The organism is Streptomyces sp. WG5, from assembly GCF_049974565.1.
Taxonomy (GTDB): Bacteria; Actinomycetota; Actinomycetes; order Streptomycetales; family Streptomycetaceae; genus Streptomyces.
Window position 1 is genome coordinate 86,501 of sequence record NZ_JBNGGC010000004.1, and the last position, 23,966, is coordinate 110,466.

Below are 23,966 nucleotides of genomic sequence, written 5' to 3' on the forward strand. Positions count from 1 at the left end.
GCAGCGGGGTGGCTGACCGCCCGGACGCGCGCACCGCTCACGTCTACCGGTACGACGGGACTCTCCCGCGGGTGGGCGCGTGTGTGCCCACCCGCGAGTCGGCCTTCAGCGGTCCTGGGGTGTGGTCAGCCCAGCGGGGGCCAGGTGAGGACCGCTTCGTTCTGACCTGTGAGCCTGGACAGCGGTGTGAAGCGGAAGTAGAGGTCGCGCGCCAGGGCGGGGAGGAGGCCCTCCAGTTGCTCGGTCTCGCTCAACGCACGGGCCGCCGCGACCAGTTGTTCCGTCCGCGGCCTGCGCTCGTCCTCGTAGCCGCGCAGCGCCGCCACCGGGTCCGCTGTCGCGCGCAGGTGCTGGGCGAGGACGACGGCGTCCTCGATGGCCAGCGCCGCCCCCTGGCCCAGACTCACGAGCATGGGGTGGGCCGCGTCGCCGAGCAGGGTCGTGCGCCCGGTGCCCCACCGCTGGAGGAACGGGCGGTCCTGGGCCGTGATGCGGACGATCGATTCCTCGGGGGTGGTGCGGATCGCCTCCCGCACCTCGTCGGCCCAGCCCGCGAAGAGGCCCGCGAGCCCTTCCTTGCCGCGCCGCAGGTGTCCGGAGGCACCCGGGGGCACATTCTTCGTCGCCCACCAGTAGGCGCGGCCCCGGCCGATGTCGGCGAGGCCGAAACGCTGTCCACGCCCCCAGTAGTGCGCTGCGTAGCCCTTGCTCATCCGCGGGTGGGTGAAGGGCACCGTGGCCAGCCAGCACGCGTAGTTGCCGGGCCGCGGTTCGTCGGTGCCCGCCACCTGCCTGCGCATCGCCGAGTTGAAGCCGTCCGCCCCGATCAGGAAGTCGCCCGAGGCGGTCCTGCCGTCCTCGAAGGTGACCTCGACCCCGTCCTCGCCGCTGACGAACCCAGTCGCCGTGGCACCGAACTCGATGACGTTCTCGTTCCCGAGCGCGTCCAGCAGCGTCTGCTGGAGGTCGGCCCGGTGCACGGCGTAGTTCGAGGCCCCCAGCCGGTCCGAGATCCCACGGAACGGGAGGGTCCTGATCGGACGGCCGCGCCGGGTGAGGAACTTGAGCTCGTCGAAGACCTCGCCGCGCTTGTCGAGCCCCGGGGCGATGTCGATGTCGAGGGTGCGCAGCGCCAGGACCGCGTTGCACATCAACGACACCGCCGTGGTGCCCGGCCGCAGCTCGGGAGCCCGCTCGAAGACCTGCACCTCGACGCCTGCGCGGCGCAGTGTCGCGGCGGCTGCGAGGCCGCCGATGCCCGCTCCGATGACAAGGGCCTTGCGCGGGGGATGCTGCGTCATGTCCCACTCCTCTTCGACGGCCGCCTCCGGCCCGGTCGGCCGGCCGTCATCGCCTGAGCCACCTTCTCGGCGACGACGTTCACGTGCGGTTCCTCCAGGAGCACCAGGTGGTCACCGGGGACGTCGACCACCTGGAGCCGTCCCGTGGTCAGGTCGCCCCAGCCGTTGGTGGGGTCCGTGTGCAGGCTCTGCGCGGCCCCGTGCATCGGCTGGAGGATCTCCGGCAGGTCCGAGGTCGCACGGAGCAGCACCACGTCCCCGTCGACCGGTTCGGGCCGGTAGGTGAGGATCGCCTGCCAGTGCGCCCGGAACATCTCGAACAGGCGGCGCACGGTGGTGCGTGAGCTGCCCGCCGGCAGGACGCCCGCCTGGGTGGCGTGTTCGACGATGAAGTCGAACTTCGCCTCCTCCTCCAGGCCGTCCGGCAGCGGGACCACCGGTGCGGTGCCGCCGCGTTCCATCCACAGCAGCTCCCAGAAGAACCATTCCAGCAGCGAGTGGTCGGCGACGTCGGGCCGCTCCCCCTGCTTGACGGCGATCGGGTCGATCAGCACGGTGCCGTGCAGGGCGTCCGGGTCGCTGCGCCGCAGCTGTCGCGCCATCTCGAAGGCGATGAAGCCGCCGAAGGACCACCCTCCGATCGTGCAGGGCCCTTCGGGGCGCACGCGCCGCACGGCTTCCAGGTAGTTCGCCGCCATCTCGGGGATCGAGCTGAGGGGCTCGGTGCCCGCCACGGTCCCCGATGCCTGGAGCGCGTAGACCGGCTGGTCCTGCGGCAGGTGACGGGCGAGGCGTACGTAGCACAGCACATGGCCGCCCAGCGGGTGGACCAGGAACAGCGGCGGTCTGTCGCCCTCGGTGCGGATCGGCACGACCGGGTCGAACCGGGCCGCGGAGCCGCTGCCCCGCAGGTGCTGTGCCAGACCGGCGACGGTCGGGGCGGCGACGAACGCGGAGAGCGGGACGTTGACGCCGTAGCGTTTCTCGATCGTCATCACCAGCCGCATCGCGGTCAGTGAGGTGCCTCCGACGTCGAAGAAGTTGTCCCGCACGCCCACCGTGGGCAGCTCCAGCAGTTCCGCCAGGATGCCCACCAGTGCCTTCTCGTGCTCGTCGGCGGGCGGGGTGGTGTCCGACGACGGCGCGGCCAGCGGCACGCGGCGCAGCAGCGCGTCGTCCCGCTTGCCGCTGGGCGTCAGGGGCAGGCTCGTCAGCCACTCCAGGTGCGCGGGCATCATGTAGTCCGGCAGCACCGCGCGCAGCCGGCTACGCACCTCGTCCAGGTCCACGGCGCCGGCGTCGCCGACGAGGAACGCCGCGAGGAACGCGTCTCCGCTCTCCCGGCGCCGGGGCACCACCGCCACCTCGCGGATGCCGGACGCGGCCTGCTCCTCGGCGAGCTTGGCGATCGCGAGTTCCACCTCGGCCGGCTCGACCCGGAAGCCGCGCACCTTCACCTGGGAGTCGGCGCGGCCGAGCCAGACGAGGTTGCCGTCGGGCATGACCCTGGCCAGGTCGCCCGTGCGGTACAGACGGGCGCCCGGCTCACCGGACGGGTCCGGTACGAACCGCTGCTCGGTCAGGTCGGGGCGGTTGCGGTAACCGTGCGCCAGGCATACCCCTCCGACGTAGATCTCGCCCTTCGCGCCCGGCGGCACCGGCCGCATCAGGCCGTCGAGCAGGTGCAGCTCGATGCCGTCCACGGGCACTCCGACGGGCGGCAGGTCGGGGAAGAGGGCCGGGTCACCGGTCATCGTGTGGTGGGTCAGCAGGTGGGTCTCGGTGGGTCCGTACTGGTTCTCCAGGACCGTGTCCGGCCGCGCCGCACAGAACTGGCGGATCTCGTCGGTGATCCTCAGCTGCTCTCCGGACGAGATGACCACCCGCAGGGCAGCGGGGCGGACGCCCAGCGCCTGGGACGTCTCTGCGAGCTGCTGGAGCGCGACGTAGGGCATGAAGACCCGCTCCACCTCCTCGCGGTCCAGAAGCCGCAGCAGGGCCGGCATGTCCTTCCGCTCGTCCTCGGCGATCAGCTGCAGGGTGCCGCCGCCGCACAGCGTGGAGTAGATCTCCTGGAACGCCACGTCGAAGCTGAGCGGTGCGAACTGCAGGGTCTTGCCCCCGGCCGCTCCGCTGGCCGAGGGGATCTGCCACTCCTGGTAGTTGGCGAGCACGCGGTGCGGGAGTTCGACTCCCTTGGGTTCGCCGCTGGATCCGGAGGTGAAGAGCAGGTAGGCGACGGTCTCGCCGGTGATGTCCGGCAGTTCCGGCCCGCCCCCGGGCGCCGGCTCCGCGGCGAGCAGGTCGGCGACGTACAACAGCCGGGCGGACTCCTCGAAGAGGTGCGCGTGCGCCTCGTGCGTGAGGATCCGTACCGGATCGGCCTGCGCGGCCATCGCCGCGAGCCTGGCGGGCGGATAGCTCACGTCGAGCGGGACACAGGTGGCGCCTGCCTTCCCGACGCCCAGGACGGCGGCCAGTGTCTCGGGAGAGCGGTCCATGGCGATGCCGACGGTCGATCCGGGCCGTGCTCCGGCGCCGATCAGGCCTTGGGCGATTCGATGCGCCGCCTCGTCGAGCTGGGCGTACGTCCACTGCCGTGTTCCCCAGGAGACGGCGATCGCGTCCGGGGTGGCTGCGACGTGCTCGTCGATGCGCCGTACGACGTTCTTGGGAGGCTCCCCGGGGGTGCGGGGCTCAGCGCCGGTCCGCAGTACCGCCTCGGTCGGCGAAGCGCACAGGAAGGCGAAGTCGGCCGGCTCCTCGGGGTGCTCGGTCATCTGCCGGAGGATGGCCAGGTAGGTGTGACCGATGCTCTCCACCTGCGACGCGGAGAAGGTGCGCCCGTCGCAGTCCATGCGCAGCCAGAGGCGTTCGTCCACCGGGTCGGTGACCGCGTTCACCAGGATCTTGAAGTTCGTCTCCTCCCACGTCCTGAAGTCGGTCAGCTCCATGTCGGTGCCCTCGAAGAGCGAGCTGAGGACGTGCGGGTTGACGTAGTTGAAGGCCGTCTCGAAGATGACGTCGCCCCCGCGGTCCTCCTGGATCGCGCTGAGCGGGTAGTGACGGTGGGGGTGGCTGTCCTGCTCCTGCCGGTAGACCTCACGCGCCGAGCCGATCCAGCTGCGCGGCCGGGTGTCGAGGCGCAGCGGCAGCGTCTCGAGGAAGAGCCCGGTGATCCTCTCGGCGTCGGCCTCCTCCGGCCGTCCGCCGGTGACGAGACCGGTGGTGATGTCCTGTGTACCGGAGAACAGCCGCAGGGTCAGGCAGTGGGCAGCGAGCAACAGGGACTTGACGGGCAGGCCGTGGGTGCGTGCCAGGTGGCGCAGCTCGGTGCCGAGGCCGTCCGGCAGTTCCACCCGGTGGTGGATGACGCCCTCGCCGCCTGCGGGCTCGTGGGGCCTCAGTCCGTCGATCTGGGCCAGTTCGACACCGGTGAGCAGCCTCTGCCAGTACCGCTTGGTCTCGTCGGAGGCGAGGGCCCGCCGTTCCTCGCGTACGTGGAGGGCGGGAGAGGGCAGTTGTCCGGACGGGACGGCTTCGACAGGACGGCCGGCGTGGTGGAGGTAGTCCTGCAGCAGTTCGCGAACGAGGGTGGCGACGCTCCAGCCGTCCAGTATCGCGTGGTGGAAGCTGAACACCAGCTCCACGGTGTCGTTGTTCAGGACGTGCGCGCGGAAGAGGTAGAGCGGCGGCCTGTCCAGCCGGTACGCGTGGTACCTCCGCTCCTCGATGTGCCGGGCGATCTCGGCCTGCGCCTGCTGGTCACCGAGGTTCCGCAGATCCGCGATCTCCAGCCCGCCGACGGCCTCCCGGTGAACGAGCTGCAGGGGCTCGGAGTATCCGCCGAGGTCGAACGCGGAGCGCATCACGGGGTGGCGCCGGACCAGGTCGTCGAAGGCACTGCGGAGCGCCTTCTCGTTCCAGGCCGTCCTGAGGGAGTAGCGGAAGACGTCGTGGTACACGGCCGTCCTCTCGTGCTCCCTGCTGTGGTAGAGCAGGCCGAGGTGCAGCCGGGTCGCCGGGTAGGCGTCCGCCAGGTCCGCCAGTCGGGCGCGGTCGACTCCGGACACCAGCGCGAACGGCTCCAGCGGTGCGTCCCGCTCGTCCGGTGATGACGTGGTCGCGCGGGCGGCGAGCGCCGCCACGGTGGGGTTGCGGACCATGTCGGCCAGTGTGAAGTGGATGCCCGCGCGGCGTGCCTCGGCCTGGATGCGAAGCATCAGGATCGAGTCGCCGCCCAGGGAGTAGTAGTCCTGGTCGACGCCGATCTCCTCGGTTCCCAGCACCAGCGCCCAGGCCGCCGCGATCTTCGCCTCGGTCTCGTTGGCGGGTGCTGTGGCTCCGGCATGCGCTTCGACGGCGGGTGCGGGCAGCCTGCTGCGGTCTGCCTTCCCGTTCGCCGTGAGGGGTATCGAGTCGATCCGCACGAAGAATGCGGGGACCATGAACTCCGGTAAGGAACGCAGAAGTCGGGACCGGAGGTCAGTGAGCTCCGCTCCGCCGTCCGCCACGTAGTAGCCCACCAGATGGGCGCCTCGGGAGGGGGTGGTCCGGTCCACCACGATCGCGTCCCTGACCCCGGACACGGCCGTCAGGTGGTTGCGGACCTCGCCGAGTTCCACCCGGTTTCCGCGGATTTTCACCTGGTCGTCGAGCCTGCCCAGGTACTCGAGGGTGCCGTCCGCGAGCCATCGCGCGCGGTCCCCGGTACGGTACATCCGCTCGCCCGGGGTGAACGGGTCGTCGACGAACGCTGCGGCGTCCAGATCGGGCCGGCCCAGGTAGCCGCGTGCCACGCCGACTCCTGAGATGAACAACTCGCCGGGAACTCCGGTGGGCTGGAGGTCGCCGTGCGCACCGACCACGTAGAGCCGGATGTTGTCGATGGGCCGTCCGATCGGTACGCGCCGCGGTTCGTCGGCCGGGTCCGCCGGACAGTCGTAGTACGTGACGTCGACCGTCCCCTCGGTCGGGCCGTAGAGGTTGACGAGCTGTGGCGCCGAGGTGCCGGCCGCCGCGAAGACCTGGTGGAACCGGTGCACGTGTGCGGGAGTCAGCGCCTCACCGCTGCAGAAGACCAGGCGCAAGGAGGTGATCCCGTCCAGCAGCGCCGGGGCCTCTTCGAGCAGATCGAGAAAGGGACCGAGCATCGAGGGCACGAAGTGGGCCACGCTCACCCGGTGTGCCCGCATCGTCGTGAGGATGGCGCGGGGATCGCGTTCGCCCCGGGGCGGGAGGAGTGCGAGTCCGGCACCGGTGATCGACCACCAGAACAGCTCCCACACCGAAACGTCGAAGGTCGCCGGTGTCTTCTGCAGCAGGACGTCGCCGGAGCCGACCGGATAGCCGCGCTGCATCCACTCCAGCCGGTTCACCACGGACCGATGCTCGACCTGCACGCCCTTGGGCTGCCCCGTGGACCCCGAGGTGTAGATGACGTACGCGAGATCGTGCGGGCCGCCGGCGGGCGCCAGCGGCGCGGGCCCGGCGCCCGGGGCGGCATCCAGGCGGCGCACAGCTACGGTGTCGCCCACCACTCGCTCGGACACGGTGGTGCCCAGCAGTACGGACGTGGCCCCGCTGTCGGTCAGCAGGAACCTGATCCGTTCCACGGGATGGCTCGGGTCGACCGGTACATACGCGGCGCCCGCCTTGAGCGCCCCCAGCACCGCGACGACCAGTTGCGGGCCGCGCTCGACCGCCACGGCCACTCGGTCACCGGTGGCCACGCCGTCGCCCCGCAACTGGTGTGCGACGTGGTTCGCCCAGGCGTCCAGCTGAGCGAAGGTGAGCGAATCGGCGGGATCGTCCGCCAGGACGGCCACCGCGTTCGGCGTCCTGGCCGCCTGCTTCTCGAAGAGAGCATGGACCGTGGAGTCCCGCGTGAAGTCGGTCACCGGACCGCTGCCCACCGCGACCAGGGTGGCGCGCTCTGCGGCGCCGACCATGGATATCTCCGACAGGGGCCGGTCCGGCCGGTCGAGAGCGCCCTTGAGGATCGCCTCCAGGTGGGCGGCCACCGACTCGATGGGAAAGTCCGCGTCGAAGACGTCGACGGCGTAGTCCATGTCGACCAGGACGTCACTGACATCGTCCAGCTCGTTCACGACGACCGCCAGTACGTCATCGTCATGGGCCCGGGCCTGCACGACGGTCTCGTACGTCATGCCCTGTACACCGACCGGGCTCGGCCAGCGCAGATAGGCGATGGTGGTGTCGAACAGCCGCTTGCGGCCGTTGTCCCGGAGCGGAACCGCGCGCAGCAAGTCGCCCAAGGAGAATCGCTCGTGGGGTTTGAGCGCCCGGGTGGCGGACTGCACCTCTGCGACCAGTTCGCTCATCGAGAGGTCCTTGCGCGGGTTCACCCGCAGGGGCAGCGTGTTGGCGAAGTGCCCGACGGTCCGCTTCTGCCCGTCAGTGGGCCGGTTCAGCAGCGGTACGCCCAGAACGACCTCGTCGCTGCCGTGGACCCGGGAGAGGTAGACGGAGAAGGCGCTCGCGACGTACGCGAAGACCGAATGCCCACGCTCACGTATGCGTTCGATGAGGGAGCGCTCGATCAGGAAGCCGTGACGGGCGCTGCCCCGCGATCCGGCCGGTGCGGCGCGGCGGAAGAAGGCCGGTGCGACGCCCTCCAACTGCTTCTGGAAGAACGCGCGGTCCTCACCGTGGTCGGCCGAATCCCGGTAGCGGCGCTCGTCGTCGGCGTAGTCCAGGTAGGACGGTACGGGCCGGTCGTCGAACCTCCCGGTCCGCCGCACCTGGTCGTACTCGGCGCGCACCTGGGACATGAACAGGTTCAGGCCCCAGGCGTCCGCGACGATGTGGTGCACCTTGACGTAGGCATGGACGGTGTCCTCGCCTTCTTTGAGCACGGCGATCGTGAACAGCCGACGACGTTCCACCTCGAACGCGACGTCGAACGCGTCCTTGATCCACGCCTCACAGGCCGCACGCGGCGCGGCAGTCCCGGACAGGTCGATCGTCGGAATGTCGAACGTCTCGTGCTCGACCCACTGGCGCGGAGTCCCGTCCTCGGGGTCGATCCGGAGCTGGAACGCGTCATTGCGGTCGGCCGCACGGCGCAGGCACTCCTTGAGCAGATCGACGTCGACCTCACCGGTGAACCGGTCAACGATGAAACAGTTGAACTGGGGGAGGTCCGGGAAGAGGGAATTCGCCGCCCAGATGTCCTGTTGGTAGGCCGTGAGAGTGCTACGCTCCCGGGAATCCAAGATCGCTCCATCTGTCTCGGCTGTTACTGTCGATGACCGAGCTGCCCGAATACGTCAGCCAGCGTTCTCCGCGGCAATCGTGGAGCCGTGGTACCAGGGGTTCCCTGCCGCCTCCGAAATGAGATTCCTCGACGCCGTCTCCCGCGCCTTTCCCAGGTCGAGGGTCAGATACTGGACGAATTCCAGAGCGGTGAAGTACTGACGCATGAAAGTTGGCTGGTCAAGCTCGACCTCGGTCACCGTGACGTTCGCGTTCTGCGGTATCGGCGCGGTCAGCAGCGACACCAGGTTCCTGCGCTTGGCGCGGGTGTAGTCGTCCTCCTCCGGGTCGGAGAAGATGAGGATGCTGTGACGACGTACGGGGTCCGAGAGCGTGGCCACCTCGCTGTGGCAGAACTCGTGGAAGTAGTTCCGCGTCGCGGGCACCATGGCGATTTCGTTGAAGTGCATCTTGGCGAGCTTCAGCAGGCTCTCGTGCCACTTCGGCGAGCCGAGCATGATGATGTTGGCGTTCTCGCTCCGGACAGCGGCGTCGGCCGCCAACGCGCGCAGAGACGGAGTGAAGTCGGTCTCCAAGGTCCGGGCCAGGGCGCGGACTTCCGGACCGTGGTCCTTGTTCAGGAGCCCGAGCTTCAGGAACATGTCGACCAGAATCGAGAAGTACTGGCCCACATGGAACAGTGGGTACTCGCGGTCCGGCTTGCTCAGGGTCCAGCGCGCGATGGACACCCCGTGTTCCTCGCCCAGCTCGCCGAGCCGGCCGCCCGAGGTGAGCAGCAGAACCCGGTCGTGCATCGGGCTCAGTGCGTGGAAGGCCCGGACGGGCTCGTTGGAGTGGCCGCTGTACGAACTGAGGATGATGAGCGTCCGGTCGTCCTCGATCACCGAGCGCGGTATCAGGTACTCGAAGTCGTAGTCGTTGAAGACATGTACTTCGAGGTCGCTCCTGATCGAGTTGAAGTAGACCTTGATCACGTCCGACACGATGGCCGAGCATCCCATGCCACTGAAGACGATGCGGGTGAAATGCCCATCCCACATCCTCTTCACGAGATCTTCCGAGATCCCGGAGATGTCGTACTCATCCGACTTCGTGAAACCGGCACGGTATTCCTGCTCCAGGAATTCCTGATAGCGTTCGAGGCGTGATCGCATGAGCTTCTCTTTCTCTGTGACTTCTCATGTCAGTTATCGGTTCACGATCTCCGGACCGCGCCCGAGTCCTTCACCACATGAACTGGCCACCGTCCACGATGAGCTTCTGGCCCGTGATGTAAGTGGCTCCCGAACTCACCAGGAATTCCAGGGCGTCCGCCATCTCATCGGTGGAACCGATCCGCCGCTGCGGTATTTCATCCAGAAGCGCGTTCATACGCTCCGGCTCGGCGAGGCGGAACCGAGTCCGCATCTCCTCCGTGTCGATCATTCCTGGGATGAGGCAATTCACCCGGATACTGGGGGCGAGCTCCATTGCCAGGCACTTGGTCAGGTGGAGCAATCCCGCTTTACTCGAACAGTAATTTGCGCCGTTCAGCCGGGGGCGGATCGCTGTGGTCGCACCGATGTTGACAATGGAACCACCGCCGGCCTCCAACATGTGCGGAGCAAACGCCCGGGTCATGTAGAACGGACCCGAGAGATTCGTGTCCAGCACCTGGCGCCAGTCCGCGTCGGAGATCTCCAGAACGGGCCGGTCTATGTTCAGTCCAGCATTGTTGACCAGCACTTGGGGAATACCGTGACCGGCATACACCAATTCGGCCAGCCGCGCCACATCATCGGGATCCGACACATCGGACTGGATGACCGAAAGGTCCTTCTTCATCTCTCGCGCGGCCTGGTGCGCCGCATCCTCGTCACTGCGAAAAGTGGCCACTACCCGATATCCCAACCGAGTGAGCCTGCGACTGAATTCGAGCCCGATCCCCTTGGTTCCACCGGTAACTACAGCCAGTTTGTCAGGCGATTTCATTCAAGCTCCGCATAGTGGGTTGTCCGTTCTTTCCCATACCGTGGCGACCTCACGGCGGCCGGCAAGACGTACCCCGCCGGGCCGACCGCCGACCGCCGACCGCCAGGACGCTGCCGCGGCTCGCGCCGGCGGAGCCGCGGCAGGGCGCACGGAGGGCGCCGGGCAGGGGCCTGCGGCGAATCCGCCGCAGAGCCTGGCGCACGCCCCCACCGGCACAAAGCGACACATGCCCTCAGCCGTGGGCCTGCTCAGCCGGCGTCGGGCTTACGGGCGCGCAGGATGACGTCGAACCGCCCGGGGTACTGCCGGTCCATCGGCTCGAACCCCGCTTCGGTGTACCACTGCTCGAATTCCTGCGGCGTGTAGATGCGGCCCTCGGGCGACGCGATCGTGTGCACGTACGCCGACATGAACGCGGCGTGGGCGGGACCGGTCTCGTCGTCGTCCTGGGCGCAGGCGACGATCACCAGGTGTCCTCCCGGCTTCAACGCCCGGTAGGTCTTCGCGAAAAGGTCGCGAACCTGCTCCGGCGACCAGATCTCAAGGAATCGAGAGAATACGACGCAGTCGTGGGAAGTGGGGAACTCCTCCTGCCAGATGTCGGCTCCGACAGCGTGAACACGGTCGACGAGACCCGCCTCGGCGATCTGCTCTTCCGCCATCTTCGCCACGTTGGGGAGTTCGAGGATGGTCGCCTGGAGGTGCGGCCACCGCCGGGCGAAGGCGATGGCGTTTGTTCCAGTGCCACCGCCGACGTCCAGTACATGCTGGTAGGAGGAGAAGTCCACGGAGTTGACGAAGTCCTCGACCACCGAGCGGCTCTGATGTTCCATCATGGCGGTGAATACCTTTTCGAGGTTCTTGTCCTCGCCGAGCAGCTCGTAGAGCGTGGTCGCCGACGAGCCGGCGAGCAGCTCACGGTCCAGCCCCAGGTTGTCGTTCTCCACCAGCGATTCGTAGAGCCAGCCCATCGGGCGATACAACATCTCGTGGGTGTAGCGGATGATGACCGGCATGAATTCGTCCGGATCGCCCGCGAGGATATCGGTCGCGGCGGTGTTGTGGTAACCACCGTCTTCCTTGCGCACGAGCTCGAAGGTGCTGCACCCCAGCAGCAGCACGTGACCCGCCCGTTCCTCCAGCTCCAGGGCCTGGGTTATCTCTTCGCGAGTACTGCCTGGCCGCTCCTTGAGCAGAGCGAACAACTTCAGGCGCAGTGCGGCGTGCAGGAACGGGAACCGAAAGCTGGTATAAACCAGCTTCCACAGCTCGTCCAGGGCGGTCGCCGACGGTTTGGTCATGATGATCTCCTTCACGGTGCTACGAGCCTCGGGCGTGCACCCTCGGCCGTGTCGTGTCGTGGCGGAACCCAGCAACGTCCGGTTTTACCGATTAGCGGCATTGAGGCAGACAGTGGGAGCGAGATCCACGCAGCGTGCCGCACCCCGTCCCGGGGGCGCGGCACCAAAGGGGCGGAGCTAGATCGTCGCCTTCACCTGCATCATCGAAAGTTCCCTCCCCGTTGACGCGCCCTGTCCGAATGACGAATCCGTTTAAGGTCGCGATGCACTAAGAGTGCAACACCGAACCCGAGAACCGCACAAGACCATTCACGCCCCCAGCCCCCTCGTTGATGGCGTGAATCGATCGCTCCCACCCCTGCACCGCTTCATTCTTGGCCGAAGGAGCCCCGGCCCTGACCTCAGCCTGAGCGATCAAGAGGCCGAAAATCATCCATTGGATAGAGCGGCAGGCAGCCGCATCATCTTTCCCAAAACGGACAGAACACCGGAATCGCGACGCCCCTTTGTCGATCATTGTCGAGGATCCGCTCCGGAATACGTCTGCGAGACGCCCTAGCGTCGGAGAAGACCAAGAAGTATTTGGCCGGCCAGGGGTTTCCTGTATTTTCTGATGCCGTTCGCAGCCACATTCATGACCGGGATCCGACCCAACCCACGAAGATCCCTGATGCACCTCCGGCGACTACGATCCCACCTACGCCGCCTGTCCCGACGCCCAGCAGCGCGCCTACTCCGTACCCGCTACGAGACATCGACGAAGTACGGAGACACGGAGCCGCGCACTGTTACCCGTTGAGTTGCCTTGCTGCTTCCGACGAGACGGCAGGCGACGAGGGCGAGAGGCTCGTCAGCGGCTCGGCGACTGGGGGCAACCGTGATCTGTGGCAGCGGCCGGGCGACCGGCTGCGGACGCTTCCCCCGCAACCGCATCGGGACATGGGGAACGAGTTGCGCCGGGACCCCGAGGAGACGCGGCGCACGCGGGACGGCAGGGACGTCGCCACTCCGGGGCTCGGCGACGTCGGCCTCGCGGGCGTCCGTCCGGCACGACACCGGCCCGGTCTCAGGGCTGTCCCGTAAATGATCTACGGCAGGCTGAGTCGAGGCACGACAGCCGCCTTCGCGGAGCAGGGCGTGACGTGGCTACGGCACGGCCGCGAATACTCCTGGAAGCGTCACGCCGTTACGGGCACGCACTCGTCGAGCAGACCGACGACGTCACTCCAGGCACGTCGCGCGTGTCGGGGGTGGTGGCCCACTCCGGGGCGCACGCGCTGGTCGACCGGGGGGTGGTGGAAGGCGTGCAACGCACCGCCGTAGACCACGAGGCGCCAGTCGACTCCCGCGGCCATTATTTCGGCGGCGAAAGCGTCCCGTTGCGCGGGCGGCATGATCGGGTCTTCCGATCCGACCCCTGCCCACACGGGGCAGCGGATGCGCGCCGCCTCACCCGGTCGGCCCGTAGTCAGGGCGTTGACCGTCCCGATCGCACGCAGGTCGACACCGTCGCGCCCGAGTTCCAGCCCGATGGCGCCCCCGGTGCCGTAGCCGATGACGGCGATCCGGTCGGGATCGGTCCGCGGTTCGGCACGCAACACGTCGAGCGCCGCGTGACCGATCCTCCGCATCCGGTCGGGATCCGCGAGCAGGGGCATCACCCGGGCCATCATCTCTTCGGGGTCGGTGAACCACCGTCCGCCATGAATGTCGAAGGCGAACGCCACGTACCCCCTCTCGGCCAGGGCGTCGGCCCTGCTGCGCTGGAAGTCGTTCAGTCCGGTCCCCTCGGGCCCGACCAGGACTGCGGGCCGACGGTCGGCGCCGGCCGGGAGCGCCAGGTGCCCGACCATCGTCAGCCCGTCGGCCGGGTAGGCGACCGAGCGTGTGGTAACCGTGCTCATGGGAACGAACTGTAGCGACCTCACGGCCGGCACGATCGAACCGACAGAGCCGGCCGGACCACGCTGGAACCTCTCTGAACTGCGACGATGGCCGACAGGCCGCCGATCTCGGTCCCGGCATGTCACCGGCATGGAGTACAGGCCGCCGGGGACCTCGGCAACGGTCGATGTCACGACGTGCCGCGCCCTCCGCCGACAGCCTCGACGCCTGCAGGACAGGGAAGGGGTTCGTCCAGCACGACGGCCGTCGTCGGCAAGATCGTGACGATCGCCGACGACGGCCATCCGGAGACCGGGCCCGGCATGTGCCGCTTCCCATATATACAAGGGAAGCGAGGAAGGAGAGGAAGGAGGGGAAGGAACTCGCAGGGCGGGGGCGGGCCCATAACCGACCCCGTCGACAGAGCAGCGCCGCGCACGGCACCTCCTGCGGCAGACAGCCCTGGAGGATCCTGCGGAGAATCACCCGCGGAAGGTGATCACCTCGACGCCAGCACTCTCCTGGGACTGCCCTCGCAGTCGAACCTCAGGCCGCTGCAACCCGCTGCATCACTGCACACTCGCGACGGTGCGAGGAGCAACCACCTGGTCGACAAGTCCGAACTTCAGCGCCTGATCGGCGGTAAGGACGTGGGCTCGGTCGACGTCCTTGTTGATCTGTGCGACGTCCCGGCCGGTGTGCTTGGCGAGAAGCCTTTCGATCAGCTCTCGCTGACGCTGGATCTCACGGCCCTGGATCTCCAGGTCGGACACTTGGCCCTGGGTGCCGGCGCTGTGCGGCTGCTGGAGGAGGATCCGAGCGCTCGGCAGAGCCAGACGCTTCCCGGGGGTGCCCGCCGCCAGGATCACGGCGGCCACCGAACTGGCCTGCCCGAGGCAGACCGTCTGGATGTCGGGCCGCACGAATTGCATGGTGTCGTAGACAGCGGTGAGCGGAGTGAGGTCACCGCCGGGTGAATTGATGTAGAGAGAAATGTCCCGGTCGGGGTCCAGCGACTCGAGGCACAAGAGCTGGGCCATGATGTCGTTGGCCACGACGTCATCGACCGGAGTGCCGAGGAAGATCACGCGCTCCTCGAAGAGTTTCGCGTAGGGGTCGTACTCCCTGGTGCCCTGCGACGTACGCTCCACGAAGCGCGGTACGACATAACGGCTTTCCGGACGCAAGTGACCGGACCCGAACGGGGGCGAGGCTGATGTGGGCAGAGAAGCGGTCACTGGGCGTGGTCCTCCCGAGGTGAGTGGATGTGCTGGTCCGTGGGGCGGCCGACTAGCCGACAGCGCCAAGGCCCGGGTGATCCGCGGTCATCACCTCGTCGATCAGGCCGTATTCCTTGGCCTCCTGGGCAGTGAACCAGCGATCCCGGTCAGAGTCACGGGTGATCGTCTCGGTGTCCTGGCCGGAGTGGAGCCCGATGAGCTCAGCCATTTCCCGCTTGGTGCGGACCAACTGGTCCAGGTAGATGTTGACGTCCGAGGCCGACCCGGCGAGACCGGCCGAGGGCTGGTGCATGAGAATCTTGGTGTGCGGCAATGCGAACCGCTTTCCCTTCGCACCGGCGGTGAGAAGGAACTGGCCCATGGAGGCACAGAATCCCATGGCAATGGTCACGACGTCATTCTTGATGTATTGCATGGTGTCGTAGACCGCCATGCCGGCGGTAACCGAACCGCCCGGTGAGTGGATGTACAAGTAAATGTCTCGGGTCGGGTCCGTGGCGAGCATCAGCATCTGCGCGGTAACGCGGTTGGCGATGTCATCGTCGACTTCCTTGCCGAGGAAAATGATGCGCTCCTCGAGGAGGCGGTTGTAAACCGCGTCCACACTGACCCCATCACCGGCACCGCCGCGGGCGTAAGGCATCATCTGTCCTGCTTCGAGAGGCAGCTGCCGAGAGCTCATGGGATTCCACTCCTCTGTCGTCGCGTGTCCACTAAAGGGCCTGGACTGAGTCCGTTCGGCTGCTATCCGGCCAATGGGAACCGGAAGCAGCACTCCACTCGCCCCCTCGCGCCCAACGAAGCTAACACGCACGCCACCCCTATCCAGGGGGAGTTGACAAGCTGTTCGCTCAGAGCGGAGGATGTGACGGAGTTTCAATTGGCTTGAAACCAGGCGGAGTTCAGCCACCCGGGCGGCCTCGACGGCAGCGGAACCGAGACGACGTATGCAAAAAATGGTGCATAAGGAAATAATCGACGCTTGAATTCGGCCAGGAGCAAAGCGGTTGCCCGGCCCCCTCTGCGGACAGCACGGACGATGCGGCGGAACTCCACGTCGAAGCACGTCGAAGCACAGGGACGGAGCCGGCTTGTCCGCACAGGCACGTTGCCGACGCACCCGCGCAGGTGGCTCTGGTAAGCGAATTCTGTTGATGTTTCTTGCCGCTTTGGTGAACGCGGTGTGATGGCCTCGCTTTGCTGGAAGGTGTACGGGTGCCGCCGGTGAACGCGTCCGCGTCCGGGGGCCGCTCCCGCGGCCGTCTCCCGGTCGCGGCCCTGGCCTGCCACAAGCCCGGACAACGCTCACGCCTGGTCCACCGGCCCCGCCCGGACGCCCGGCCCGAAGGACGCAAGAGCTTCTCCTGGCAGGACCACCCAGACCTGCTCCGGGACACCCGCCACCAGCTCGGCGGGACGATCGTGCCGGTCTCGGACGACGACCCCCGAGATCCATCTCACCGCCGGAACGCGCCGCTTGATCGCCGACCACGCGTGGCTCGCCGTCTGCCGGCTACGCCCTACGCGCCCGGCCCCGACCCGGTCGAAGGCATCCGGGTTCTGTCTCCGCGCTCCTGGACCTCGAGGGCCGGGGCCGCTCCCATCTATGCCGACCCGGCAGGGCATCCGTTCTGCCTGGTCCGACGCTGAGGACGGATCGCCCGATCAGCGGCTCCCGCACACGATCACGGTCGGAGCCAGATGAGGAGGGCGGCGGCGGTGACAGTGCCGAGGTGGACGTAGCCGCGCTTGTCGTAGCGGGGGGAGACGGATCTGAACTGCTTGAGCTTCCCGATGGCCCGTTCCACCGTGTTGCGATCTTCGGGCCGAAGCGTTCGGGCAGTTCACACCGACTGCTTTCCGGTGCTGATCCGGTAAATGATTCCATTGATCACTCGTCGGTGATCCCGCCACCGGCCGCACCGGTTGCTGCTCACCGGCATCAGCGGCTCCAGCACGGCCCACTCGCCGTCAGTGAGAACCCCCTGCCCGGACTCCTCGATTCACCGTGCCGACATCACGCATTCAAGGTCAGTAATGAGAAGAGCGGGCAGTTGTGCGGGTGGGGGTGCGGGATTAAAGTGAGCGGCCGTGCTCGGAGTGGTCGGCGGGGGCCGGTAACCCGGGCCTGAGGAAAGGGACTTGCGTCGTGACCGAGACCGAGACAGCCGCCTCCGACCCCGCGATACCCGACAGCACCGACCGGCCCGACGGCACCGACGGGATCGAGGTGCTCGCCTCGCTCAGCCCCGACTTCGACGCCGACCCGTACACCGCCTACGCGCGACTGCGCGAGCGCGGTCCGGTGCACCAGGTAGTGGCGCCCGACAGGGGGATCGTGTGGCTCGTGGTCGGGTACGAGGCCGCGCGCGAGGCCTTCAACTCCCCGCAGCTCAGCCGGGACTGGCAGCGCGAGTGGCGGCAGGCCGGCTGGCGCCCGCCGTACGCCCTGAACATGCTCGGCAACGCCAACATGCTGATGAGCGACCCGCCCCACCACACCCGGCTGCGGAGCCTGGTGGCGCGGGAGTTCACGGCCCGGCGGGTCGAGGGGATGCGGGGGCGCGTCCAGGAGATCGCCGACGAGCTGCTGGACCGCATGACGGCGGACGGAGCGCGCCGTGCCGACCTCATCGACGCGTTCGCCTTCCCGCTCCCCATGACCGTCATCTGTGAACTGCTCGGCGTCCCCAACCTGGACCGCGACTCCTTCCGCGCCTGGTCCAACGAGACCCTCGCGCCCACCAGCCCCGAGGCGGAGAAGGAGGCGTACGAGCAGGTCATGCCGTATCTCAGGGGTCTCATCGCCGCCAAGCGGGAGAGCCCCGGGGAGGACCTGCTCAGCGCCCTCGTCCACACGGTCGACGAGGGCGGCGACCGGCTCACCGAGGACGAGCTGCTCTCGCTGGCCTTCCTGCTGCTCGTCGCCGGGCACGAGACGACGGTCAACACGATCAGCAACGCGGTACGCGCCCTCCTCGCGCACCCCGAGCAGCTGGCGGCCGTACGGGCCGATCCGGCGGAGCTGGCGGCGCGGCTGGTGGAGGAGACGCTGCGCTACGACGGGCCGGTGGAGACCACCACGCCGCGCATCGCCCTGGAGGAGACCGAGATCGGCGGCGTACGGGTGCCGCGCGGTGCCATCGTGCTGATCGCCATGGCCGCCGCGGACCACGACCCGGCGCGCTTCCCCGATCCGGAACGCTTCGACGTACAGCGCGAGACCCGGGGCCATGTCGCCTTCGGATACGGGATCCACCACTGCCTGGGCGCCCCCCTCGCCCGCCTCGAGGCCGAGGTGGCGCTGCGCACGCTACTGGAGCGCTGCCCGGAGCTGACGGCGGACGGGGAGCAGGGGGAGTGGATCCCGGGGATGCTGCTCCGGGGGGTGCGGGAGCTGCCGGTGCGGTGGTGATACGCCCGCCGCGGGCGGGCTGACGGGCGGAATCGTCCAACGCACCTCTGGAGCCAGAGGGTCCACACCGATCCGAAACGGTGGGCGGTGGAGCGGACCTACGGCTGGCCGATGCTCCACCGCCGCCTCGCTCGCGAGCACGAGACCCTTTCCCCTACCGCTCGACGAGGTCAAGGGCATGCGCCGAAGCGCCGGTCCCCGTCGTCCAGCGCTTCCCCCAGCGCGTCGGCGAGGACGCCGACGCGCTGGGGGCGGGTCCGCGTCAAGCAGTCTTCTTCCCCTCTCTCGTCATCGCCCACACGCCTGCGGACCGCGCCACGTCACGCCCCACGTGGATCGGGAAGGTCAGCGCTGCAGGGTGAGGACGCCCGGTCGCCAGGGCAGTTGGTCGTAAGGGCCCCCCGCGTTCGGGGACTTGCCCTGGTAGAGGAACTGCAGGTTGCAGGGGTCGATGGTCATGGTCTGGTCGGGGTTGTTCCGGACCAGGTCACCGTGGCTGATGTCGTTGGTCCAGGTGGCCCCGCTGTTGGCCTTGCCCGCGAAGGGGTTGCTCTCGCTGGCGGCCTGCGGGGTCCACGAGCCGCTCAGGCTGGAGGCCGTGAAGGAACGGAAGTAGCGCCCGTTCGCGCCCATCGCCTCGACGATCATCAGGTACTGGTTCTGACCCTGCACCTTGTAGACCTGTACGCCCTCGAACAGGTTGGCCTTCGTGTCACTCATGATCGTCGTGTACGACGAGCCGAAGTTGCCCGGGAAGTTCCCGATCGGCATGCTCGCCCGGTAGATCTTGCCGTTGTCACCGGCGAAGAACAGGTACATGTTCCGGTCGTCGGCGATCAGGGTCTGGTCGATCGGGCCGGTGTCGGAGCCGGAAATGCTCCCGGTGAACAGCGGCTGCGGCGAGGACCAGCCGTTGGGGTCGGTGGGGTCGCTCGACGTGCGGTAGATGAACGGCCACGAACCCCACTGGTACGCCAGCACCCAGACGTTCTTGGGCGCGAAGTAGAACAGCGTCGGCGCCACCGCGGCCTGGTTCATCCCGGTCTGGCCGGCCGACGCCATGTCCGTCCAGTTCGTGAAGGGGCTGAACATCATCGAGCCGTACGACGATCCCGACACGTTCGACGCGTAGACCAGGTGCCTGCCGTTGTGCGTCACGGTGGTGAAGTCCTTCACCGCGGCCCACCCGTTCGCCGGCTGCGCCAGCACCCCCGTCGACGTCCACCGGTACGTCGGCGGGAGGGTGCACGGGCCGTCCGTCGGCGGCGTCAGTCCGGTCCACTTCTGGTTGCCGGCACCGTTGCACGTCCCGATCTGCACCGCCGTTCCGTTGGCCGTACCGGCGCCGGCCGCCTCCAGGCACAGCCCGGACTGCGCACCGACGACCGTGCCGTCGGCGTTCACCCGCCACTGCTGGTTCGCACCGCCGGAGCAGGCCCAGATCTGCACCCGCGTCCCGGGCGCGGTGGCGTGGCCGGGAACGTCCAGGCACTTGTTGCCGTACACGGTCAACTGATTGCCGTCCGTCAGCGTCCACTGCTGGTTGGTCCCGCCCCAGCAGTCGTAGATCTGCAGGTACGTGCCGTTGGTCTGGTCGGCGCCCAGCACATCGAGACACCGGTTCGAACCAACACCGCGCAAGGCGCCACTGGTGGCCGCCTGAGCCGTGGTGGTGGTGGCAACGAGCAGCGCCGCCAACGCGGCCAGGGCCGCAACCAGGGCGGCGAGCACCGCAGACGGATGCCTGCGGCTCGAATTTCCTCTGCGCATGGGGACTTCCTCAACCTTGGGTGAGCGGTTCCGGCCGGCCTCGCCAGAGGGCGTCCGGACTGTCGGTGCGGTGCGGTGTGCGGCGGTCCGTGCGCGCCACGGCAGACCGCTTGTGGCGTCCAGGCCCTTCACGGCCTTCTGGAGGACCGGTGGCGCCCGGCCCCTTGGACGGCATGGCGGTCGGCGGCGTCGACGACGACCTGGCAAGTCCATGACATACGCGCACCACGACTCCTTGCGGTCTGCGCTCCGCCGGCGCGACGGGGAGTTGCCCTGCCGCGCGACGGAGCGACTAAGAGGTGTTCGTCATACCGAACAGGGATCGGGGTGTCGAGCACCCTGAATGATAGGGAGCCCGCGAACGGCGTCAATACCCTTCGCATGTGTCGCCCATGGCGCCGAAACGTTTACGAGAGCCCATGCGTGAAATGTCGCTCGTCATGGTGACAAGCGGCCGGGTTCTGCACACCTGGCTCCGGAGTGGGGAGGGTCCCACACACATCGACCAGGGGGTTCACGCCGTCGAACAACCCCGCGCTGGAACTGGGAGCCGCCACCCGCCTCAACAGGGTCTCGAAAGTTTCGGACAGAAGAATGAAACTTGTCCTTCCAAAAGCGTTGACGATACATCGTCAAAGCCCAATCATTCTTGTCTGAGGACCGGCCGCAGGTCGACATTTCGAACAACGTCGGCCTTCGGGCACGCCGTGCTGCACGGCAGGTCCGCGCACCACCGCATTACGGATCCGTGCACCGAGGCACCTGCGCCATCCCTTTCGTTCCGGTGAGGTTCGCACCAGCGCGTCCCGGCTCTTCACGCAGCGGGAGAGACACCCGACGCCGCGTGGCGGTCCCCCGGCTGAGCCGCGATGGAGTAGCCCCGCCCCTGTGTCGGAGATCGTCCCGTCCCATGACCGCGCTGTCCGGTGATCCCGCGCTGCCCGGACTCCGGCCCGCCCGTCCGTCCGTCTGCCACAGGGCAGCGGACGACACAACCCCCCTGCGCTTTCGGTCCTTCCGTGATCTCTACCTTGGAGGCACAGTAATGGGCTCGTATGCCCTCCCCGGATCCGCTGCTCGCCAGAAGGTCCACCGCCTGCTGTTGGCGCTGATCGTCGGCGCCCTCGGTGCGGTCACCGCACTGGTCGCGCCACCGTCCGCGCACGCCGCCGAGAGCACGCTCGGCGCCGCGGCGGCGCAGAGCGGCCGCTACTTCGGCACCGCCATCGCCTCGGGCAAGCTGGGCGACTCGACGTACACCTCGATCGCGAACCGTGAGTTCAACTCGGTGACGGCCGAGAACGAGATGAAGATCGACGCCACCGAACCGCAGAGAGGCCAGTTCAACTTCGCCGCCGCGGACCGCGTCTACAACTGGGCCGTGCAGAACGGCAAGGAGGTGCGCGGCCACACCCTGGCCTGGCACTCCCAGCAGCCCGGCTGGATGCAGAACCTCAGCGGCGGCGCACTGCGCCAGGCGATGATCGACCACATCAACGGCGTGATGGCCCACTACAAGGGCAAGATCACCCAGTGGGACGTCGTGAACGAGGCGTTCGCCGACGGCAGTTCGGGAGCCCGACGGGACTCCAACCTGCAGCGCAGCGGCAACGACTGGATCGAGGTCGCCTTCCGCACCGCGCGCGCCGCCGACCCGGCGGCCAAGCTCTGCTACAACGACTACAACGTCGAGGACTGGACCTGGGCCAAGACCCAGGCGATGTACGCCATGGTCCGGGACTTCAAGCAGCGCGGCGTGCCGATCGACTGCGTCGGCTTCCAGTCGCACTTCAACAGCGGCAGCCCCTACAACGCCAACTTCCGTACCACGCTGCAGAACTTCGCCGCCCTGGGTGTCGACGTGGCCATCACCGAACTCGACATCCAGGGCGCCCCGGCCTCGACCTTCGCCAACGTGACCAACGACTGCCTGGCCGTCCCGCGCTGCCTCGGCATCACCGTCTGGGGTGTGCGCGACACCGACTCCTGGCGATCGGAGCAGACGCCGCTGCTGTTCAACGGCGACGGCAGCAAGAAGCCCGCCTACACCGCCGTCCTCAACGCACTCAACGGCGGCTCCACCACGCCCCCTACCGAGTCGGGACAGATCAAGGGCGTCGGTTCGGGCCGCTGCCTGGACGTGCCCGGCACCAGCACCACCGACGGCACCCAGCTGCAACTGTGGGACTGCCACGACGGCACCAACCAGCAGTGGACGCACACCGACACCGGCGAGCTCAGGGTCTACGGCGACAAGTGCCTGGACGCCGCAGGCACCGGCAACGGCTCCAAAGTCCAGATCTACAGCTGCTGGGGCGGCGACAACCAGAAATGGCGCCTCCACTCCGACGGATCCATCGTCGGCGTCCAGTCCGGCCTCTGCCTCGACGCCGTCGGAGGCAGCACCGCCAACGGCACCCTGATCCAGCTCTACTCCTGCTCGAACGGCAGCAACCAACGCTGGACCCACACCTGATGGGACCTGCCGCAAAAGAGGGCACGTATCGATGACGGCCTGCAGTGCGGCTTGCTCCACCCCTCCAGGAAGACTCCGTTGAGGGTCCCGGGCCGCCGCCGTAACGGCGGCGGCCCTCGCGATCGGCATGCCCGCCGCGGTGCGTCCCGTGCCCGCCGGGGCCGCGACGGTGGACACCAGTGCATGCCTGGCTGGCCGACCCGCGTCCACCGCCTGGATCCAGACTCCGTCACTCCTCGGGCTGGGGCGGCGGACCCGCGGTTGCCTCATGGTGGGGCAGTTCGAAGACCACCCCGGCTACCGCCTGCCATGCCGTTGATCGACGGCTTCGAGTCGACGATCTGCAGCGGCAGGAACCACTGTCCGACCGTCGACACGACCGGGACGCGGGACCTGCTGGCCGGCACGGGCATCGAGTGCCCGCCCATGACCCGTGCCATCGCCCGACGCGCCGGCGTGGGCGTCGGAACGGTTCACCGGCACCTCCCGACCGAGGAGTCCCTGGCCCGGGCGACCCCGGAACACCGCTCCGGCAGATCGTCGAGTTCCTGCGCACGGAGGTGCTCCCCGATCCCGACCCCCGGAACGGCCTCGTGCGTTCCCTGGAGTACTGCGCCCCCGTGTCCGACGCCGCGCTGATCCTCGCCCTCACGGCGGTGGCCGCCGAGAGCCCCCATGACGCCGAGTCCCTGTACCGAGCCAGCACCCGTGAACAGCACGGAGCCATCGCCGAGTTGCTGCGAGCCGGTGTCACGGGCGGGGACCGCGCACGCCCTCGGTGTCACGCCCCCGGCATTCGGGGACTGATCGTAGGGGCACAGGCGGCGGTCACCTACGGGGGCGGGTCCGCGTTCAGCGTCGCCGCCAGGCTGCGGCGACCGAGGCCGCCGCGCTGCGCCGGACTCGGCAAGAGCGTGCGGCGCGGGAAGCCGGGACGTCAGCCATCGGCCCGCCGGCTGCTCTGCGGACCACGGCCTGAGCCGAAACGCGGTAGACCAGCACGTCCCTGTTCGAGGTGGTTGTCCCGGCGTAGCGTGACGTGCACCGATACGGTGAGCTGCGTGGCTGCTGGGTGGCGTCCCGATGGGGCGGAACAACCGTGGCGACCGTCATCGCCGGCACCATGGCCGTGGCCTATGACCGGGGCTTCGAAGGTGTTCCGCGTCCCTGGTAGCCCTCGAAGAAGGCAGGCCACGCCCCAGGGTTCAGACCTCAGGTCGCCACGCTCCATCCCGCCTGGTCCCTGGGGTGTGTCAGGAGAATGGGGAGGCGCGTGCGCAGCGCCAGGACGTCGAGGAGTACGTCAGCGTGGCGCTCCTCCCCGGCACCGCTCGGAGAGCGACCGTAATACCGCCAGGCCCAGGTCCG

13 protein-coding genes and 1 pseudogene are annotated in these 23,966 nt (G+C 68.2%); 3 read left to right on the forward strand and 11 right to left on the reverse strand.

Going from position 1 to position 23,966, the window contains the following annotated elements:
• Window positions 1–125: 125 nt before the first annotated feature.
• The 10 genes from ACP4IX_RS05655 to ACP4IX_RS05700 all read right to left on the reverse strand — a co-directional run bounded on the left by ACP4IX_RS05655 (window position 126) and on the right by ACP4IX_RS05700 (window position 16,940).
• The gene (locus ACP4IX_RS05655) at window positions 126–1,301 is read right to left on the reverse strand and encodes an FAD-dependent monooxygenase (RefSeq protein ID WP_426554896.1); all 1,176 of its coding nucleotides are present in this window, start codon (window positions 1,299–1,301) and stop codon (window positions 126–128) included.
• Window positions 1,298–8,539 carry an amino acid adenylation domain-containing protein gene (locus ACP4IX_RS05660; RefSeq protein WP_426554897.1) on the reverse strand — a complete coding sequence of 2,414 codons (7,242 nt, stop codon included), beginning with the start codon at window positions 8,537–8,539 and terminating at the stop codon, window positions 1,298–1,300. Before ACP4IX_RS05660 ends, ACP4IX_RS05655 begins: the two co-directional genes overlap by 4 nt.
• A gap of 54 nt (window positions 8,540–8,593) precedes the next feature.
• On the reverse strand, window positions 8,594–9,694 hold the full coding sequence (locus ACP4IX_RS05665) for an SIS domain-containing protein (protein WP_426523695.1): 1,101 nt from the start codon (window positions 9,692–9,694) through the stop codon (window positions 8,594–8,596).
• Between the two features lie 70 nt (window positions 9,695–9,764).
• Window positions 9,765–10,511, reverse strand: coding sequence for an SDR family NAD(P)-dependent oxidoreductase (locus ACP4IX_RS05670; protein WP_426554898.1), 747 nt, complete (start codon window positions 10,509–10,511; stop codon window positions 9,765–9,767).
• A 248-nt stretch (window positions 10,512–10,759) separates the two neighbouring features.
• Window positions 10,760–11,827, reverse strand: a complete 1,068-nt coding sequence (locus tag ACP4IX_RS05675; protein WP_426554899.1) for a methyltransferase — start codon at window positions 11,825–11,827, stop codon at window positions 10,760–10,762.
• Between the two features lie 1,163 nt (window positions 11,828–12,990).
• Window positions 12,991–13,716, reverse strand: coding sequence for a dienelactone hydrolase family protein (locus ACP4IX_RS05680; protein ID WP_426523698.1), 726 nt, complete (start codon window positions 13,714–13,716; stop codon window positions 12,991–12,993).
• Between the two features lie 549 nt (window positions 13,717–14,265).
• A complete protein-coding gene (locus ACP4IX_RS05685; RefSeq protein WP_426523699.1) occupies window positions 14,266–14,934 on the reverse strand; it encodes an ATP-dependent Clp protease proteolytic subunit in 669 nt (222 codons plus the stop codon).
• A gap of 52 nt (window positions 14,935–14,986) precedes the next feature.
• Window positions 14,987–15,580 (reverse strand): ATP-dependent Clp protease proteolytic subunit, encoded by a 594-nt coding sequence (locus ACP4IX_RS05690; protein WP_426523719.1) that lies wholly within the window; start codon window positions 15,578–15,580, stop codon window positions 14,987–14,989.
• Between the two features lie 1,042 nt (window positions 15,581–16,622).
• On the reverse strand, window positions 16,623–16,745 hold the full coding sequence (locus tag ACP4IX_RS05695; RefSeq protein WP_426523700.1) for a hypothetical protein: 123 nt from the start codon (window positions 16,743–16,745) through the stop codon (window positions 16,623–16,625).
• A gap of 36 nt (window positions 16,746–16,781) precedes the next feature.
• Complete coding sequence (locus ACP4IX_RS05700) at window positions 16,782–16,940, reverse strand: transposase (protein ID WP_426523720.1); 159 nt, start codon at window positions 16,938–16,940, stop codon at window positions 16,782–16,784.
• 146 nt (window positions 16,941–17,086) lie between these two features.
• Between ACP4IX_RS05700 and ACP4IX_RS05705 the strand changes: the two genes are divergently transcribed.
• Both ACP4IX_RS05705 and ACP4IX_RS05710 read left to right on the forward strand, forming a co-directional pair.
• Window positions 17,087–18,352: a cytochrome P450 family protein gene (locus tag ACP4IX_RS05705; protein ID WP_426523701.1), complete on the forward strand. Its 1,266-nt coding sequence runs from the start codon at window positions 17,087–17,089 to the stop codon at window positions 18,350–18,352.
• A gap of 31 nt (window positions 18,353–18,383) precedes the next feature.
• A pseudogene (locus ACP4IX_RS05710) lies at window positions 18,384–18,502 on the forward strand (IS5 family transposase); the annotation flags it as partial.
• A 195-nt stretch (window positions 18,503–18,697) separates the two neighbouring features.
• Here the strand turns inward: ACP4IX_RS05710 and ACP4IX_RS05715 are convergent.
• Window positions 18,698–20,122 (reverse strand): non-reducing end alpha-L-arabinofuranosidase family hydrolase, encoded by a 1,425-nt coding sequence (locus tag ACP4IX_RS05715; protein WP_426523702.1) that lies wholly within the window; start codon window positions 20,120–20,122, stop codon window positions 18,698–18,700.
• 1,045 nt (window positions 20,123–21,167) lie between these two features.
• On the opposite strand from ACP4IX_RS05715, the gene ACP4IX_RS05720 reads away from it, so the two are divergent.
• Window positions 21,168–22,598 carry an endo-1,4-beta-xylanase gene (locus ACP4IX_RS05720; RefSeq protein ID WP_426554901.1) on the forward strand — a complete coding sequence of 477 codons (1,431 nt, stop codon included), beginning with the start codon at window positions 21,168–21,170 and terminating at the stop codon, window positions 22,596–22,598.
• Window positions 22,599–23,966 lie beyond the last annotated feature (1,368 nt).

Coding starts and splice junctions, on each gene's coding strand:
- ACP4IX_RS05655 (WP_426554896.1), bottom strand. CDS start 1,301: ATGACGCAGCATCCCCCGCGCAAGGCCCTTGTCATCGGAGCGGGCATC.
- ACP4IX_RS05665 (WP_426523695.1), bottom strand. CDS start 9,694: ATGCGATCACGCCTCGAACGCTATCAGGAATTCCTGGAGCAGGAATAC.
- ACP4IX_RS05670 (WP_426554898.1), bottom strand. CDS start 10,511: ATGAAATCGCCTGACAAACTGGCTGTAGTTACCGGTGGAACCAAGGGG.
- ACP4IX_RS05680 (WP_426523698.1), bottom strand. CDS start 13,716: ATGAGCACGGTTACCACACGCTCGGTCGCCTACCCGGCCGACGGGCTG.
- ACP4IX_RS05690 (WP_426523719.1), bottom strand. CDS start 15,580: ATGCCTTACGCCCGCGGCGGTGCCGGTGATGGGGTCAGTGTGGACGCG.
- ACP4IX_RS05715 (WP_426523702.1), bottom strand. CDS start 20,122: ATGCGCAGAGGAAATTCGAGCCGCAGGCATCCGTCTGCGGTGCTCGCC.
- ACP4IX_RS05720 (WP_426554901.1), top strand. CDS start 21,168: ATGGGCTCGTATGCCCTCCCCGGATCCGCTGCTCGCCAGAAGGTCCAC.